Below are 17,096 nucleotides of genomic sequence, written 5' to 3'. Positions count from 1 at the left end.
GTTACCCATGATTGCCATGCTTCTAATGAGACTCAGTTAGGCATAATAAACGTACTCATCTTTCAGAAGGAGCGTGAATTCATGACTATAGTGACACCTGAGACCCCTCCCGTAAAGAGAACCAGAAAAGCTACAGCCCTTTTTGTCCCCGAGCTTGTTTTCTTCGAGCCGGATGCTTTAAATTACCCGAAAGGTGAACGAATCATGGAATGGGTGAAGGCTAACAATATTCCCTATCGCATGACTACATCGCATAACCGTATAATGAATTTCCCGGGTGACACAGAGGTCGAGCAATATAAAATTGCCAAAAGAACACTTGTAGTCGGCCTGCGCAAAACCTTAAAGTTTGACCAATCCAAACCCTCCGCAGATTATGCAATTCCGATCGCAACTGGCTGCATGGGCCACTGCCATTATTGTTATTTGCAGACTACTTTAGGGGCAAAGCCTTACATTCGTGTATATGTAAACACCGATGACATCATTGACGCCGCAAAAAAATATATCGAGGAGCGCAGCCCTGAAATCACGACATTTGAAGCAGCCTGTACCTCAGATCCGTTAGGACTGGAGCATATTACCGGGTCTCTTTCAGAACTCATCACATTCATGGCAGCGGAGCCCCTTGGCCGCCTGCGCTTTGTGACCAAATACCAACATGTTGAACCCCTACTCGATTTGCAGCATAACGGACATACCAGAATTCGTTTTAGCGTGAATGCTGACTATGTGATCAAAAATTTCGAGCCTGCTACCTCGCGGTTTGAAGAGCGAATTGAAGCGGCTGGAAAGGTTGCCCGCGCCGGCTATCCACTGGGCTTCATCATTGCCCCAATTATTTGGTATGACGGCTGGCAGGAAGGCTATACGGAGCTACTGGCCAAATTAGCCAAGACCCTTCCGCCAGAAATCGGAAAAGGTCTAACCTTTGAAATGATTCAGCACCGATTCACCAAAACAGCCAAGACTGTAATTGAGAAACGTTACCCGAAATCCAAACTAGAAATGGACATGGAGAAACGCAAAAAGAAATGGGGCCGCTGGGGACAGAACAAATATGTCTATCCGGATGAACAGCAAACCGCCCTGCGAGAATTTATCACAGAGCGGATTTTCGAGCATTTTCCGGAAGCAGGTATTGATTACTTCACCTAAAAAATCAGCCAATCCGGCGTTATTCCTTGTAGCCACACTGTGATCCGGAACATTTGATCCGTGAACAGCAAAATACCCATAAATACCATAAGGACGCCGCCAATCTTCATCAGCAGATTCGAGTACTTGAGGATACGCTTCACTCCGCCTAGGAAAAAGGCTAAAAGAAAAAATGGCAAAGCAAATCCGATGCTATACGCGGTAATCAATGTAAACCAAGTGCCCGGGTCGCTTGCCGAAAGAGCAATAATTGCCGTCAAAATCGGCCCGATACAGGGTGACCAACCCGCAGAAAAACCAATTCCGAAAATAAAGGAGCCCACATAACCCGCCGGTTTCCATTTTAAATCAAGCTTACGTTCACGAAGTAAAAACTGCGGCTGAAAAATCCCAAGCAAAAACAAACCCATTACAATAATTAGAATCGCCGACAATTGCCGGATCAGATCACGCTGGCCATTAAAGAATTGCCCGAATAACCCAGCCCCAAAACCAAGTGTGTAAAAAACTGCAGAAAAACCTAATATAAATGCCAATGTATGAGTCAGGGTGCGTACACGAACCTCTTTAGAGTTGCTGCCTGATTTTAATTGTTGAACGGATAACCCGGTAATGTACGATAAATAAGAGGGGTACAGCGGTAAACAGCATGGCGATATAAACGATGCCACCCCTGCGGCTAAAGCAATTCCTGCATTGATATTAGACAAAATAGCGGCTCTCCTTCCGGCATTCGAGTCACTTCATGGAGCTGCTTATGGCTCCTTTTTTTCGCTTATCGTCCTTACAAGGACACCGAAGGCGTTTATGCTTGCCTAATGCGATACCGATTACTTAATTCGCTGTTTATGCTGGCAAACCCTTTTTACCGATCAAGGTTAATACCAATAATGATATGAGCAAAAGCACAATAGTTGCACCGGGAGCCAAATTCCAGACTCCAGCTACCACTAGTCCGCCTACAACGGCAATCTCCGAAATAATAACCGCCAGGATGACCGAGGATTTAAAGCTACGGGATAGCAATAAGCTGATTGCAACCGGAATAGTCAACAAAGCAGATACCAACAGCGAGCCTACGATCTTGATGGCTGTGCTAATCACAAGTGCTGTCAGAATGGTGATCAGCATGTTAAGCAGTTTCACCGGAAGCCCGCTTACACTTGCTGCATCCTCTTCAAAGCTAAGCAAAAAGAACTCTTTAAAGAACATAGAAACTACCACTACAACAGCTATAGTCACTATGCCTACAACGATCAAATCGGTATTATCGAGCGTATAAATGCTGCCGAACAAATAACTCATTACGTCCGCATTATACCCTTTTCCTAAGGTGAAAAAGAGTGAAGCCAACGCCACTCCGCCCGACATTATAATGGCAATCGACAGCTCCGCATAACTCTTATAAGCCTTGCGAAGCTTTTCAATCGCGAAGGACGCTACCACTGCAAAGATAAGGCCTGCGCCCAGCGGATAAAATCCTGTTAGAAAACCGAGTGCCACCCCCGCTATAGTAACATGAGCCAGCGTATCACCAATCATGGATAATCGTCTAAGCACAAGAAAAACGCCTATAAGCGGCGCTGTTATACCAATCAGCAGTCCGCCCGCAAGCGCCCGCTGAAAAAAATCGCTAAATAGTATTTCCAACTTAAACTCTCCTTCATACAAAACTCAAACCATTTTAAAGCCTTTTTCAAACCTTTTTCGATCCCTCCCAAACCCTCCCTTCCAAGGGAGGGCCCCAAGGGCTCTGCCCTCTGGACACCCGTTAAGTGCAACTAGCGTAGGAGTTAGTGTTACTGAACATAGTTAGGTTGGGGAAAGATCGCTTTCGTCCCTAAAGGGACACGCTTGCAGACTGGCGGTGCTTAGATAAGAGAAAACAAGAAATAGGAACAAGGTCGAAATACTCCTAGTAAAAACCCTGTCTACTGACTAACTTCCACACGCAAGTTATGTATGCACTGAGAACAGAGGCAAACCTCTGCTCAGAGTTTAATTATGACTTAAGAGAGCGTGTGCTGCAGATTCTCTTCTGTGCAATTCTGGAGATCATGTGAGTGGCGGGAGTAAAAGTTGATTTTACCATTTGTCTGCACGGGCTCATGACCTAAATAATTTTTGATCATGTCGATATCATGCGACACCATCAGGAAGGTCATATGATGATGAGCATGCATATGGGTAATTAATTCAAAGAATCCCGCTTGCGATTCGGCATCAATACCCACAGTAGGTTCGTCCAAAATCAGCAGGTCAGGATGGTTAATCAGCGCCCGAGCCAGAAAAACACGCTGCTGCTGACCGCCTGACAGCTGGCCTACTCTTTTCTCCGCGATATCTTGTATCCGCATGACTTCAAGTGCATCCTCACATTGACGATGCTGAGCCTTAGATACTCTGCGGATCAGATTCTTGTTATTATATAGACCTGACAGAACTACTTCACGCACCGTTGCTGGAAACAATGGGTTGAAGGCATTCTTTTGCGGAACATACCCGATCCGTTCCCAGTCTTTAAACTTGCGGACAGGCGTTCCGAATAATTTAATTTCACCACTGCTCGCTGGAAGCAAGCCGACGATCATTTTCATCAATGTTGTTTTACCAGCACCATTAGAACCAATGATACCAAGGAAATCTCGTTCTCTTACACTATAGTTAAGATTCGATATCACCTTCTGTTCCCCATATGAAAAAGAAAGATCCTGTATATCGATGATATGCTGATGGCAGTCCAAGGATACCGATTGCATGCTTAAGTACCGCCTTTCCCTTATACTTTCCTTATTATTGTAAGGCCATAATCAGATTTTGCAAATTTTTCTCCATCAGAGTGAAGTAATTATCGCCGTTCTTCTCTTGCTCCGCAGTAAGTCCCTCTACCGGATTAAGCACCATAGTGGAAACGCCCGCTTCGGCGGCCAGAGTCTTAGCCAGTTTATCGGAGACAAGCTCTTCAAAAAAGATATACTTAATCCCTTCATCTTTTACCATTTTCGCAAGCTTCACTAAATCCTGTCCGCGCGGCTCAGCGTCTGGCGAAAGTCCCATAATCGCATGCTGATCCAATCCATAGTCACGGGCAAGGTAAGAAAAAGCCTGATGCGATACTACGATCTTATGGTTGGGCAGCTTAGCAAGCTCCTCTTTGAATTTACTGTCTAACGCCTGCAAACGTTCCGCAAGCTTATTGTAACGCTCTTCATAACCTTCTTTATGCTCAGGATCCACGGACTGAAGGCTTTCTTTAATATTCTGAGCCATGACAATGGCTGATTTTGGACTTACCCAAGTATGCGGGTCTGTATGCAGGCTGTCTCCTGAGGCATTACTGTTATGATCCGTGTCCTCATTTTGATGAGACTCTTCCTCACTTGCCCCATGATCATGCCCGTCATCTTCATCGGTCATGATATAATCAATACCTTGACTTACTTCAACCGCCTTAACTTTACTGCTGCTATCAAGGCCTTTTAAAAAGTTAGGAACCCAGCCTTCTAAGCCTGCACCGTTATATAGAAATAGCTGTGCCTTAGAAGTGTTGATAATGTCTTGACTGCGCGGTGTCCAATCATGTGGCTCCACACCCACTGGAAGCAGGTTAATAGCATTGATATCTTCCCCGCCAATCTCCTTAGCAAACTCGTAAATAGGATAAAAGGTTGTAACTACATTTACTTTCCCTTCAACTATACTTCCACTGCTCTTAGGTCCGCATGCACTTAGTGTAAATACAAGTACCAGTGCAAGGACGAGCAAACTTATACGCGATTTCATTGCCGCCATTATATTGATCTACCCCTCAAATCGTAAATTTTACTATTAGTAGTATAATAGTAATCGTTACGATAAGTCAACAAAGAAACCTCACTCAGAAGAAAGACGGTATCGTCTTTATAAAAAAGGAATGCTCCCACAACCAACCCGGCTGAAGGAGCATTCCCTTGTTCAAGCAACCTCATTAAAAAATTTCTACAACAGTATTGTCTTATTTCACTACTGCTCCGTTTGGCATGCTGTCCGGCACGGTAGCGATCGTTAGCTGGTCACCTTTAGAAGCCGCCAAAATCATCCCTTGGGACAACTCCCCACGCAGCTTCACCGGTTTAAGGTTTACGATACAAATCACTTTACGTCCCACCAGCTCTTCCGGTGTATAGAATTTCGCGATACCAGAAACCACTTGACGTTGTTCATAACCCAGATCCAGTTGCAGCTTCAGCAGCTTGTCAGCTTTTTTCACTGGCTCTGCAGCAATAACCTGAGCTACCCGCAGCTCTGCTTTAGCGAAATCGTCAATGCCGATTTCCCCTTTATGCTCTTCCACTGGCTCGGAGTCCGCAGCAGCAGGAGCAGCCGCTTCCGCCACTTCAGCCGCAGCTTTGCCAGCGCCCATAGCCTCGGCAATATAAGCTACCTCTTGCTCCACATCTAGACGTGGGAAGATTGGATTGCCTTTCACCAGCTTTGTTCCTGCCGGAATCAGGCCAAAGGTCTTACCGCTATCCCAAGTCGTTAACTCACCAGGCTCAATACCCAGCTGTTCCCAGATCTTCGCTGGTGTTTGTGTCAGGAACGGCTGCAGCAGGATTGAAGCGGTACGCAGACCTTCCACCAGATGTCTCATCACAGAAGCCAACTCGGCAGTTCTATTCTCATCTTTGGCAAGTACCCAAGGTTGTGTCTCATCGATATATTTGTTGGTGCGGCTAATGAATATTCCGATAGCTGTCAGCGCCACGGAAAACTCCATTTTTTCCATAGCTTCTTCTACTTTGGCATAAGTATTCTCAGCCGCAGCTTGAAGCTCACCATCAAATGCTGTTACATTCCCGTCATATGCCGGAATCTCGCCTGCAAAATACTTTTCAACCATAGCCCCTGTACGGTTCAACAGGTTACCAAGGTCGTTGGCAAGGTCATAGTTAACCCGGTCTACAAAGCTTTCCGGTGTGAATGTGCCATCAGAACCAAACGGTACTTCGCGCAGCAGGTAATAACGTAATGCATCCAAGCCATAACGATCAATCAGTGTCACAGGATCAACTACGTTACCTTTAGATTTCGACATTTTTCCATCTTTCATGAGCAACCAGCCATGGGCAAATACCTTTTTCGGAAGGGGTTCCCCAAGCGCCATCAGAATGATCGGCCAGTAAATCGTATGGAAACGAACGATTTCTTTACCAACGATGTGTACATCCGCAGGCCAGAACTTGTCATACAAGCTGCGATCCTCGGAACCGTACCCCAGAGCTGTAATATAGTTAGTCAACGCATCAATCCACACGTACACGACATGCTTCTCGTCGCCCTTAACTTTTACGCCCCAATCAAAGGTTGTGCGGGAAACTGCAAGGTCTTCCAGTCCGGGTTTGATGAAATTGTTAATCATTTCGTTCTTACGGGATTCCGGCAAAATAAACTCTGGATTCTCCTCGTAAAATTGCAGCAAACGATCCGCATATTTACTCATCCGGAAGAAATAACTTGCTTCCTTCACCAGCTCAACCGGGTGGCCGCTATCTGGGCTTTTTGCACCAGTAATCACACCGTTGTCATCACGCACTATATCAACTAATTGCGTTTCTGTGTAAAAGGTTTCATCTGGGATACTATACCAGCCTTCATATTCACCTTTATAGATGTCTCCTTGCTGCAGCAACCGATCAAAAATATCCTGTACCACTTTTTTATGACGCTCTTCCGTAGTACGGATGAAGTCATCGTTCGAAATGTCCAGCTTACGCCATAGCTCCTTAATACCAACAACAATGTCGTCTACGAACTGCTGAGGGGTCTTTCCTGCTTCCTCTGCCTTCCGCTCGATCTTTTGTCCATGTTCGTCTGTACCGGTTAGATAACGCACTTCGTAGCCGCGCAGACGTTTGTAACGGGCCATTGCGTCTCCTGCCACGGTTGAATAAGCATGTCCGATATGTAGCTTGTCACTTGGATAATAAATTGGTGTCGTTAGGTAAAACGTTTTTTTCTCACTCATTCAGTAATCATCCTTTCTTATTAAAAAACAAAAAACTCCCGCCCCCATAATGGGGCGAGAGTATAACTCACGCGATACCACCCAAATTTCCTGTCTCTTCACAGAGCGCAGGCTTCGCCAGTTCCCTCGCGGGAACTGTCCATTAACGCTGGATCACGCTGATATCTTACGTGAACCACAATTGCAGTTCCCGCTCGAACACAGTTCCTCCCGGACCATATTCAATCTAACGCTCCATACCGGATTTCAGCATATTCCGGCTCTCTGTAATGGACGTAACGATTTACTTATCCGTTCTTCGGAATTCATACTATTACTTGTGAATATACCCAATGGTAAGGCCCCATGTCAAGTCGCAGGGGCAGAATCCTTCTCAGCAGATTCATCTTGAAGAGGCGGCACAGGATCAAGTCCTCCAGGATGAAAGGGATGACATCTGGCAATCCGCTTAGCTGCAAGCCATGAGCCTTTCAATGGACCATGGACTTCAATGGCTTCCAGGGCATAGGCAGAGCAGGTTGGATAGAAGCGGCAGGTTGCAGGTTTAATAGGGGAAATGTACCTGCGGTACACCCGAATAGGCGCCTGAATCGTTCTGCGTAGGGTCACCATTTCTAAAGTCCCTTTTGTTTATCTGATGCTGCAACTAATTCTTCTTCCCGGTTCTCTTCACATTCTTTGCAATAACCGAACACCTCAAATTTATGCTTGACTACCCGGAATTGATCGGGTGTATCCGTTAAATTCATCGGGCAGAAATTAATCGGGTAGGTCTTTTGGCATTGAAGGCAGATCATATGATGGTGATGATCCTGATGATTGCAGCTTCCCTTGAACTTCACTCCGTCTTCAAAGACAATCTGTTCAAGCACACCAAGCTCTTCCATTACACGAAGATTGCGGTACACCGTATCAAAGCTAAGTCCGCTATACTTACGGCCCATATGCTCATATACATCCTTCGCTGACAAATATCCCTTATTCTCGCCGAATAACTGGGCAAGCGTTTTGCGTTGGTCGGTGATTCGCAGTCCTTGCCCCGACATGACTTCTAATATTTGTTCTGTCGACAGCATACGCTCATCTCCCATAAGATCAGTTCATTTATATTTCACTCTCTTAATAATGCCCCAAAATAAATGCCCCGTCAATGAAGCACCATGAAGCGCCCCTACGCAACCTCTGAATTATTATATTTAAACAAAAGCCCGGCTGCGTATTCCCTTACGGAATATTCAGCCGGGCCTTTATTGTAGATAATTCCCCAATAGAGCTTATAGGGATATTCCTATTTGTTATTTCTTTGCTGGAAGTGGAGTGATGAGGAAATTGACCGGCAAGTTACTGCCTGAAGCTGCTGTGAACAAAATCTCCACAGAACCTCCATACTCACCACTACGATAAACCACACTGTTCATGTCAGCGTTCGAGAGACTTCCCACGCTTGGCATATGCACGATTTGGTTATTAACCATAACCGGCCCCATATAGTTACCGCCACGTGGATTAAACGTAATCAATGAGTTTGGTGCAACATTTTCGAATCTGATCTTGTATAATACCCCGAAATTACCGGCATTGGATGCTTCCGTACCTGCCATGGGGTCTACGCCAGCCAGGTTCTTATCACTGGAATTATCGCCTAGCAGAAGTTTTGCAGGAGTTTTCCCTACCTCATCGGTAACCGTGATAATACGAGTAGAATCTTCGTAAGTTCCCCGATTATGCACTCCGTCTCGATCCAGAACTGGAAGTGTTGGAAGTGTAGTCAGTGGATCTTTATTCGCATCAATCAACATGACATTATAATCGATTGGATAATCACTAAATAAGTCCGCTTGAAGTGAAACAATTTCACTTGGTTTCATAGCAATTTGGTTTAGATCGGTCAGAATTGAGACACTTTCCCCTGGTTGCAGAACAATCGTTTTATAATGCTCATTTGTAAGCATAGATTTCCAATAACGTTCTACAGACATTTTACCAGTACCTTCAGGATATGTGCTTGGGCCTGCAAAGCCCACATATTCGGTTGTAAGCGTCGTTGGGTACAAATTGTTATTCGTAGCAATCACATACACTTTAGCTTTAATATTCAGGTTATTCTTGTGGTGAATCAAGAAGCGGGTTTTACCCAAAGAAGTCTCACGGTAAGTAACACCTTCTGTATACACCGTTTCTGGGCTGTTGCTGCGAATTAGTTTATAAGGCTCGGAAGAAAGATTATAAGCTACTTGCTGCCAAGTAGGAACCATCGATCCATCGATGCTAAACACACTGCCCGGAGATGCAAATAATCTGTTGAAATCTTCTTTACTGTACAAGATTTCATCCGAAATATTAACGGTTTTCTCAAACGTGCTGATCGCGCCATGTGAATCTTTTACTTGGACAGCAATTGTCGCTGGACCCGGAGTAAAGAAAGCCTCGGCCTTGTTCGTCCAAGTTACGGTAATTTCATCACCATCAGGATCGCTACTTAGATCGGTATAAGTAATCATTTCACCCATCTTGTATGAATCCTTGTCTGTAGTGAAATTAGCAACTGGAGGTGTATTAGGTTTAAGCACTGTGATGGTCATGGTGTAAGGATCACTCCACTGTTGATTCGCATCCATTACGGAATAGGTTACTACATAATATCCTGGTTGATCATAGATATCCTGCTTGTTACCTCCCCAGCTTTCATCCACAATAGCTACACCATTTGGTGACGAGCTGGAGGTTACGAAGGTCACTGGTTCACCGGCGTAAATTTCAGTTGGCACTGTGAAGGAAGCTTTAGGCTTGTTGTTTAATGTAAGGATTACTCGTTTTTGCACATTATCAACGGTATATGGAATGCCCAGTGCCCCAGTTATGGATGTCAATGGAACCATGAAAGTCCCCTTGTATTGGTAAGCTGGACCTTTCATCGTCTTCTTCTCACCATTAACTGTATAGACCTTGCTGTCGGTCTTAAAGCGCATAACGTCGCTTCCCTTGGTAACAATGGTTTCTTTCGTTTTATAATCATAAACGTATTTCACGCCTACACGTTCTACCATAGCCCGGATCGAAACGTAGGATACGCCGTTTTTCACTGCCATAGGCTGATTAGCTAAATATTCCTGGCCGTTCTGATACATTTTGTTGCTGTTCATCATAAGAATAAGCTGATTGCTAGCCGCAGCACGAGCACCATCTGTTGTTGTAGGTTCTGTAGTAACTCCAGGAGTTGCAGTCGGAAGCGGTGTTGCAGTAGGTGCAATTGTTGCTGTAGGTTCAACAGTAGCCGTAGGATCAACTGTCTCTGCAGGAATTGGAGTTGGTGTTGGTGTCGGTGACACTACTCCTCCTGGCGTCTCCGTCGGCAACGGCGGCAATGGATCAGTAGATTCTGGCATTACCTCCGGCGCAGCTGAAACAACTGTCCCAACTACAGTAGTATTACTTGGGGTATTATTGACAGCTTCAGCAAAAGCCGGCACTGCCGCGGCGGCCTGAGATACGGCCAAAACAGCAACTAACGTTAACTTTTTCAAATCCATGATATAACTCCTCTGCTCCTATTTGTAAATATAAGTAGGTCTCTGTCTTTTTCATACTCCTCTTATATTCCCCGCAAAATGCTGCCACCCACGGTAGGGCGGCAAAAAGCTTTTGCCACGATCGTCATAACAAACATATTATTAGACGCATGCCACCATAAAAAGTTTCATTATTAAGTAAAGAAAGATTAACGCTGTATTAAATATTGTTGGACAACCACGCTGTTTCCCCTGAAAAAAATGAGATTTTTTCTATAAATATGTTTATTTTTCGTCTGACTATATTCGCTTTCATTTGCTTTTGTTACAATGTATGGAAGAATATCTTTTACATGCGAGGGATAACATGTCCAAAAAAATCTCCATCCTCGTTCAATTAATCATGGGCTTCTCTCTAATCATCTTCACCATCGTAGGATTCACCATTTTTTTGTCCTACCGCTCTTCCTCTCAAGCTGTTCTAAACCGCTCCAACCAATATATCCTGGAATCCGTCAAGCAACTTCAAGGTAAAATGGACGCAATTCTTCAGGATAACGATAAGCTTTCTTCTACGATCATGTTCAGTCCCTTGATTCAAGAAACCTTGGGAGACTTAGCGTTGTCACGTTCACCTCGTACAGACGCCATGGAAATTACTCGTTACATAGATCAACAGACACGTTCCATAAACTCTGACATCCAGTTCAAGCTGCTCGGGCTGTCCGATGATCAGGTGTATACCAACAGCAGTTCCTTAAAGGTCATATGGGACAGCGAAAAGGAAATCCGCGATGCTTATTGGTTTCCGGCTATAGCACAGAATAAAGGCCGAATGGTCTGGTTCGGTGTAGATGTATGGCAGAACGGTAATATCCCTGTGGTGATGGGAGCCAGACAAATTAATGATTGGAATGATCTAAACCGGTTAGGAACCCTGTTTCTTGTCCTCCCTGTCGAGGTTATCCATAACGCTGTCAGCCAATTTCACCTCGGCAAAAATGAGAAAATCCAAGTCGTTGATTCATTTAATACCATTGTCTATTCCACAGATCCAAAAGAAATTGGACTCTATATGAACGACGGGCTTCTAAAACAATTCAGCAATCATAAAGCCAGAATCATTCCACAAAAAATAAACTCACGCAATCTGTTCGTATCCTATGCCTATTCCGACTATAGCGAGTGGAGCGTTTTTGCTTACATTGATTCTAAAGACGCTGTTAAAGATTTAAATACGATCCGCCGGAATATAATTTTAATTGGCCTGCTGGGGATGGGTGCTGCCCTACTATTCACTTTCTTTTTCTCTTGGACCCTATCCAAGCCCCTTCGTAATCTGGCAACCAAGCTGAGCAATGTCGAACGGGGAACTACTTTACCTTTTGTAAAAACAACCATGAACAAAGAAATGGCTATCCTTTATTCAAGCTATAATTCGATGCTCCAAAACCTGGATCATACTATCGCTGACCTATCCAGCAAACAAATCAGTGAAAAGCAAGCTCAGATCGTAGCACTCAAAGCGCAATTCCGCCCGCATTTTCTTTATAACACTTTGAATACAATCTATTGGTCGCTCGCCAACAAACGCATGCAGGAAGAGTCCCAAATGGTACTCGCTCTAAGTGACCTGCTCCGCTATAGTATTGACCGCGGATCCGAATTCGTTACTGTTGAGGAGGATTTAAAGCAATTAGAACGGTTCATTTTTCTCCAGAAGCTACGCTACGAGGACAAATTGCAGATTGATCTTTTTGTAAATCCTGAGGTTATGAATGGCCAGCTAATGAAATTAACCCTTCAGCCACTTGTCGAAAATGCCATTACTCATGGACTTGAACCCACACTTCGGGAAGTATGGCTAATTCGCATACGCGCCTATAGTGAAGGAACATCTCTGGTGTTAACTGTAGAAGACAACGGGGACGGCATGAGCGAGGAAAGTATGGCAGACGCATTAGTCGGCGGTGAGGTTAATCCGGAGAAGCTGCTTCATACCGGAATTGGACTATCCAATCTAAATCATCGCATAGAGCTAATCTACGGACAGGAATTTGGTCTACAGCTATCAACAAGCGAGCTTGGTGGCTTATTTGTGAAGGTCACTGTTCCATTACAGTATGATCAAAGTTAAGGGGGCACAACGATGAATGTGTTAATCGTGGACGACGAAAGTTTTGTTCGCCGTTCTCTGTCAGAAATGCTGGGAAGTGCGAATCACAACTTTAGCATTATTGGCTCGGCAGAGAACGGTTTGGAGGCTGTGCAATTGTTAAAAGAGCATATGGTTGATCTGGTGATATCCGATATCCGAATGCCCGGCATGGATGGGCTGGAACTCGCAAAGCATATCCATGAATGTTATCCAGACACTGAAACCGTGCTGCTCACAGGTTATCAGGACTTCACCTATGCCAGTCAAGCCATCCGTTATGGTGTAAAGGAATATTTGGTTAAACCAAATTCAGTAGAACATATTCTTGAAGTCGCAACAGGCGTATATGAACGTCTTCAATTGAAGAAACAGCAGAGGCAATTAACGCAGCTAAGAGAAAAAAACCTTCGGGAGAAACGCTTATCTGATCTTCTTTACGGCATCCCGTTACCCTATTTTGAAGAACAACTTATTCCTCCTTTTCATTCCTTTGTAGTCGTAACCGTAAACCATCTTGGAGTGGGCATGCCACAGAACTGGTCGGAACAAGCCATGTATGCAGCGGTTATAAATATATTAGAAGAATGTTTTGCGCTGTATGCCAACGTTGTTGGCATTCAAGAGGAGCAGGAAGCCATCATGCTATTATTCTATCCTCTTGAGCAGCCTAACCGCGTTGATGAGGTATTGACACAAGAGCTGCTGCATAAGCTATCTGGCATTCTGAAATCGCCATTCTGTGCAGGGGTCTCTAACCCTCACTATCAATTGGGGGCACTCGCAACCGCCTATCATGAGAGTCTGGAAGCTTGTCAGCAGGTCAAAAAAGAGAGTACGCCATCCGTTATCTTTTTCAGAGACCTCTCCATGCATTCGGCTTCTCCACAGCTCACTGAACAACTACAAGTAAAGGCAACGCGCAGGGTAATCTCTATGATGATTGAGGTTATGAATTCCCGGCTCCAAGAAAATCTCTCCCTCAAGATGATCGCAGACGAACTGTATATGAATCCTACCTATCTCGGCCGATTGTTTAAAGATGATGTAGGGGAACCATTCTCTAGCTTTCTTACCAAACTTCGTATTCAAAAAGCTACTGAATTATTAGAGAATGTTACTCTCAAGGTATATGAGGTTAGCGAATTAGTAGGCTTTAAGGGTCCTGCGTATTTCAGCCTCATTTTTAAGAAATACATGGGGATGACTCCTCAGGAATTTCAGAAGCACAACAAATAAAGCAGAGGTGTGTTTCTCTTGAATGTAAATGGTAAGTTGATTACTGTCCTATTAACATTTGGCTTGTTACTTAATACAAGTGGTTGTCAGCTCTCCCCTTCCAAGGAAGATACCGCTTTACAAGACCCGATACAGCTGAACATCTGGCTCACTGCTGGATCAGGTCTTGAGTCGCTCATTGACCAGTATCAATCCCAGCATCCCGAGCTAGAGATTCATATTCAGACCTCCACCTCCACGCAGCTTCCAGCCAAGCTACAGACCTCATTCGCAGCTGGATACAGTTCGCCGGATGTGGCTGCCATTGATATTAGCTATTTGGATCGCTTCAAACAGTTTCCTGATTATTTTTATAATCTAAACACTTTTGATGCTGACAATCTGAAGGACCAATTTCTGAATTGGAAGTGGCAGGAGGTGCTGGGTAATGATTTTATTTTTGGATTACCAACGGAAATTGGTCCCTATGCCATGTTATATCGAACGGATATATTCGCATTATCAGGCCTCCCTACTAAACCAGAAGAAGTGGCTAAAGAAATCCAAACTTGGGATCAATTCCTTGAAGCGGGCACCAAAGTACAGGAGAGAACAGGAAAAGCTTTTGTAAATGACTTGGAGAACCTCTATCTCACCCTTCTACGTCAGTCCAAGCTTCAATATTACAGTCCCACAACACAAGAATTGATCCTCGACAATAATCCAGCGGTCAAACGAGCCTGGGACTTCTCAATTCAAGCCCTTAAGCTAAATCTGTCCGCCAGTATTGCAGTGGATACCCAACGCTGGGGTGCAGGCCTGCTCAACGGAGATTTTGCAGTCATGCTCTGTCCGGCTTGGATGATTGGTCATATCAAGAGCAGTGCTCCAACTGCCAGCGGTTTATGGAATGTAACACAAATCCCAGAAAACAGCGCTAATCGCGGAGGCTCCGTTCTGACCTTACCAAAGACAGGTAATCATCCTGATGAATCCTTTGCTCTTATTAAATGGCTAACCGAACCAACGCAGCAATTGGTTTCTTTCAAGGTACAAGGGGCTTTCCCTTCCACCCCCGAAATCTATGATGACCCAGAGATCCACGATCTGCACGATCCCTATTTTCCTAATTCAGAGCTTGGTCTGACCCTTTCGTCAGCAGCAAAAGCAGTAATTCCGACCTACTACGGCCCTCATCACGCTGACGTGGAGACAAGCATGCTCGAATACTTGACCAAAGCTGAAAAAGGCGAGCTAACTCCTGAACTGGCTTGGACCCTTGCTGTTCAAGCCGCAAAGCGAATAGACAGCTCCTTCCGCTAAGTACTATCATAAAAAGGCTCTCCCCGGCTAAATCAGCCTGCCGGGGAGAGCCTTTTTTGAATTCATTTTCGCTTTATTTTTGCGCAGCCAGGAAAGCATCCAGCTGTTTTTGTTTCTCTGCAATAATCTTATCGAGCCCTGCCTTTTTCAGCTTATCAGCATACTTAGTCAGTACGGTATCAGGATCAACAGAACCCGTATCCAAGCTGATGTCGTATTCATCCATTACAGCTTTACAAGCAGCCATTTCAGTCTTCATTGAGGAGGCATCGAAGTTGAAACCAAGCGCTACAGAGGCTTTACCTTTAGAGTTAAAGGCTTTGAATTGTTCCCATTTGTCTGGAGCTTCACTTTCCCACACGGGGTTCAGGAATTGACTTCCAAGCATCCAAGCTGCAGCCGTATTATAATCAGCTGTTTTATCTGTAGCTTTGATCGTATCACCACTTACGACTTCATAGTGCACACCTTTTATACCGAAAACAAGCAGATTGTTGATATCTTTATCTGTGTGCAGAATATCTAGCACCATCATGGCCCGGGCCGGATCACCAGAGGAAGCGGAGATCGCAAGCATAGATCCAGCAGCATCACTTGTAGAAATCGTTGGATCATTGAATGCAATTTGTTTCAGCTTGCCAATCAAGCCGGTAGCATTCGCCAGCTCACTATCTTTACCTGGTTTAAGCGATTGCACTGTCATAAAGACATTGCCAGCCTTCATTGCATCCTGAGTCGAATTTGTAGCAACAGCTGCGTCTTTGTTAATGTAACCTTTTTTCATATACTCACGAGTAAGTTTAATGATTTCTTTATAACGATCCATCTCAATCATCGATTGAATCTTAGTATCTGAGGAATCTTTAAGCAGAACACCAGGAATGGCAGCATCACCAAGTGTATCGTATTGTGCCATGTACTGTGAGTTAAAGGTCTCACCTTGTTTGAAATACAATGGAGTCAGGTCAGGTCTTTTCTCCTTCACTACTTTGAGAACTGCATCCAGATCTTGGATGGATTTCACATTTGACATATCGATGCCCAGTTCATCCGCAATATCGGAGCGATAGACAACCCCACCTTGTGCAGCCAGCTCCTTGTTTGTAGGAACAGCATAATTCACACCATTGATCGCTGAACCTTTTAAGAATTGTGGATCCAGATTTTTTAGAATTCCTTGGCCGTATTCATTTAGGAGATTACCATATTTGCCGCTATCGTCATTAATCGGGAGATAAGCGCCTTTAGCTGCATTCGTTACGTAGTTCTTCCATTGAGCTGTAAAGATGATATCGAATTTTTCCTGACTCGCAATTTTCAGATTGACATCATTGTCCCATGGACCCCAATCGATCGGTGCGATATCCAATTTGGCGTTGATTTTAGGTTCCAATAACTTATTGATTTCATCTTCTACAGCTTTTTCATCCTTTTGCACGGCACCGACATAAATTAACTTGACGGTATAAGGCTCCAATTCTTTTGCCGGTTCGGCAGTAGGATCCGCGGCTGGCTCATCCGTAGCAGCAGCATTGGTAGCGGTTGCATTTTCGCTTGGAGCAGGTGAAGCTGCTTCATTATTCCCGTTATTCCCACCGCAGCCTGCTAAACTAAGACTCAGTACCATCGTTAGCAATAGTGTCATTAGTGCGCTTTTTCTAACAGCTTTCATATACACCATAACCTCCCTCAAAATATTTATATATGCTGAATCGGCCGTTCACAC

Annotated in this window: 13 protein-coding genes; 4 read left to right on the top strand and 9 right to left on the bottom strand. The window is 44.5% G+C overall.

The annotated features are described in order from the left end of the window. Nucleotides 1–81: 81 nt before the first annotated feature. A complete protein-coding gene (splB, locus tag MHH63_RS05965; protein WP_341171315.1) occupies nt 82–1,158 on the top strand; it encodes a spore photoproduct lyase in 1,077 nt (358 codons plus the stop codon). Here the strand turns inward: splB and MHH63_RS05960 are convergent. From MHH63_RS05960 to MHH63_RS05925, 8 genes are all read right to left on the bottom strand, one after another. Beyond that, complete coding sequence (locus MHH63_RS05960) at nt 1,155–1,868, bottom strand: cytochrome c biogenesis CcdA family protein (RefSeq protein WP_076129637.1); 714 nt, start codon at nt 1,866–1,868, stop codon at nt 1,155–1,157. The genes splB and MHH63_RS05960 overlap by 4 nt on opposite strands. A gap of 136 nt (nt 1,869–2,004) precedes the next feature. Then, entirely contained in the window at nt 2,005–2,808 is an 804-nt protein-coding gene (locus MHH63_RS05955; RefSeq protein ID WP_036682884.1) for a metal ABC transporter permease, read from the bottom strand. A 359-nt stretch (nt 2,809–3,167) separates the two neighbouring features. Beyond that, the gene (locus MHH63_RS05950) at nt 3,168–3,917 is read right to left on the bottom strand and encodes a metal ABC transporter ATP-binding protein (RefSeq protein WP_036682888.1); all 750 of its coding nucleotides are present in this window, start codon (nt 3,915–3,917) and stop codon (nt 3,168–3,170) included. A 34-nt stretch (nt 3,918–3,951) separates the two neighbouring features. Further along, nucleotides 3,952–4,941 carry a metal ABC transporter solute-binding protein, Zn/Mn family gene (locus tag MHH63_RS05945; protein ID WP_280775955.1) on the bottom strand — a complete coding sequence of 330 codons (990 nt, stop codon included), beginning with the start codon at nt 4,939–4,941 and terminating at the stop codon, nt 3,952–3,954. Nucleotides 4,942–5,152: 211 nt separating this feature from the next. Then, the gene (metG, locus tag MHH63_RS05940; RefSeq protein WP_076303981.1) at nt 5,153–7,165 is read right to left on the bottom strand and encodes a methionine--tRNA ligase; all 2,013 of its coding nucleotides are present in this window, start codon (nt 7,163–7,165) and stop codon (nt 5,153–5,155) included. Nucleotides 7,166–7,513: 348 nt separating this feature from the next. Next, nucleotides 7,514–7,777, bottom strand: coding sequence for a membrane protein insertion efficiency factor YidD (yidD, locus tag MHH63_RS05935; protein WP_036682893.1), 264 nt, complete (start codon nt 7,775–7,777; stop codon nt 7,514–7,516). 2 nt (nt 7,778–7,779) lie between these two features. Beyond that, the gene (locus tag MHH63_RS05930) at nt 7,780–8,241 is read right to left on the bottom strand and encodes a Fur family transcriptional regulator (RefSeq protein ID WP_036682896.1); all 462 of its coding nucleotides are present in this window, start codon (nt 8,239–8,241) and stop codon (nt 7,780–7,782) included. Nucleotides 8,242–8,460: 219 nt separating this feature from the next. Then, a complete protein-coding gene (locus MHH63_RS05925) occupies nt 8,461–10,695 on the bottom strand; it encodes a copper amine oxidase N-terminal domain-containing protein (protein WP_076129633.1) in 2,235 nt (744 codons plus the stop codon). Between the two features lie 346 nt (nt 10,696–11,041). Between MHH63_RS05925 and MHH63_RS05920 the strand changes: the two genes are divergently transcribed. Genes MHH63_RS05920 through MHH63_RS05910 form a run of 3 tightly spaced genes read left to right on the top strand, consistent with a single transcriptional unit; the run spans nt 11,042 to nt 15,370 of the window. After that, nucleotides 11,042–12,811 (top strand): sensor histidine kinase, encoded by a 1,770-nt coding sequence (locus tag MHH63_RS05920; protein WP_036682901.1) that lies wholly within the window; start codon nt 11,042–11,044, stop codon nt 12,809–12,811. A 12-nt stretch (nt 12,812–12,823) separates the two neighbouring features. After that, nucleotides 12,824–14,068, top strand: coding sequence for a response regulator (locus MHH63_RS05915; RefSeq protein ID WP_341171314.1), 1,245 nt, complete (start codon nt 12,824–12,826; stop codon nt 14,066–14,068). A gap of 18 nt (nt 14,069–14,086) precedes the next feature. After that, nucleotides 14,087–15,370, top strand: coding sequence for an ABC transporter substrate-binding protein (locus MHH63_RS05910; RefSeq protein ID WP_076193082.1), 1,284 nt, complete (start codon nt 14,087–14,089; stop codon nt 15,368–15,370). A gap of 73 nt (nt 15,371–15,443) precedes the next feature. On the opposite strand, the gene MHH63_RS05905 is transcribed toward MHH63_RS05910, so the two are convergent. Next, nucleotides 15,444–17,042: an ABC transporter substrate-binding protein gene (locus tag MHH63_RS05905; protein WP_076184178.1), complete on the bottom strand. Its 1,599-nt coding sequence runs from the start codon at nt 17,040–17,042 to the stop codon at nt 15,444–15,446. Nucleotides 17,043–17,096 lie beyond the last annotated feature (54 nt).

The organism is Paenibacillus sp. FSL H3-0310, from assembly GCF_038002785.1.
In the GTDB taxonomy this organism is placed as follows: domain Bacteria; phylum Bacillota; class Bacilli; order Paenibacillales; family Paenibacillaceae; genus Paenibacillus_AQ; species Paenibacillus_AQ odorifer.
The sequence above is the reverse complement of the archived record's forward strand: the minus strand, read 5'-3'. Positions and strand labels throughout refer to the sequence as shown.

Bases quoted from the DNA above. Each gene is read 5' to 3' on its own strand.
- MHH63_RS05945 (WP_280775955.1), bottom strand. From the start codon at position 4,941: ATGAAATCGCGTATAAGTTTGCTCGTCCTTGCACTGGTACTTGTATTT.
- metG (WP_076303981.1), bottom strand. From the start codon at position 7,165: ATGAGTGAGAAAAAAACGTTTTACCTAACGACACCAATTTATTATCCA.
- MHH63_RS05905 (WP_076184178.1), bottom strand. From the start codon at position 17,042: ATGAAAGCTGTTAGAAAAAGCGCACTAATGACACTATTGCTAACGATG.
- MHH63_RS05920 (WP_036682901.1), top strand. From the start codon at position 11,042: ATGTCCAAAAAAATCTCCATCCTCGTTCAATTAATCATGGGCTTCTCT.
- MHH63_RS05950 (WP_036682888.1), bottom strand. From the start codon at position 3,917: ATGCAATCGGTATCCTTGGACTGCCATCAGCATATCATCGATATACAG.
- MHH63_RS05915 (WP_341171314.1), top strand. From the start codon at position 12,824: ATGAATGTGTTAATCGTGGACGACGAAAGTTTTGTTCGCCGTTCTCTG.
- splB (WP_341171315.1), top strand. From the start codon at position 82: ATGACTATAGTGACACCTGAGACCCCTCCCGTAAAGAGAACCAGAAAA.
- MHH63_RS05930 (WP_036682896.1), bottom strand. From the start codon at position 8,241: ATGCTGTCGACAGAACAAATATTAGAAGTCATGTCGGGGCAAGGACTG.
- MHH63_RS05925 (WP_076129633.1), bottom strand. From the start codon at position 10,695: ATGGATTTGAAAAAGTTAACGTTAGTTGCTGTTTTGGCCGTATCTCAG.
- yidD (WP_036682893.1), bottom strand. From the start codon at position 7,777: ATGGTGACCCTACGCAGAACGATTCAGGCGCCTATTCGGGTGTACCGC.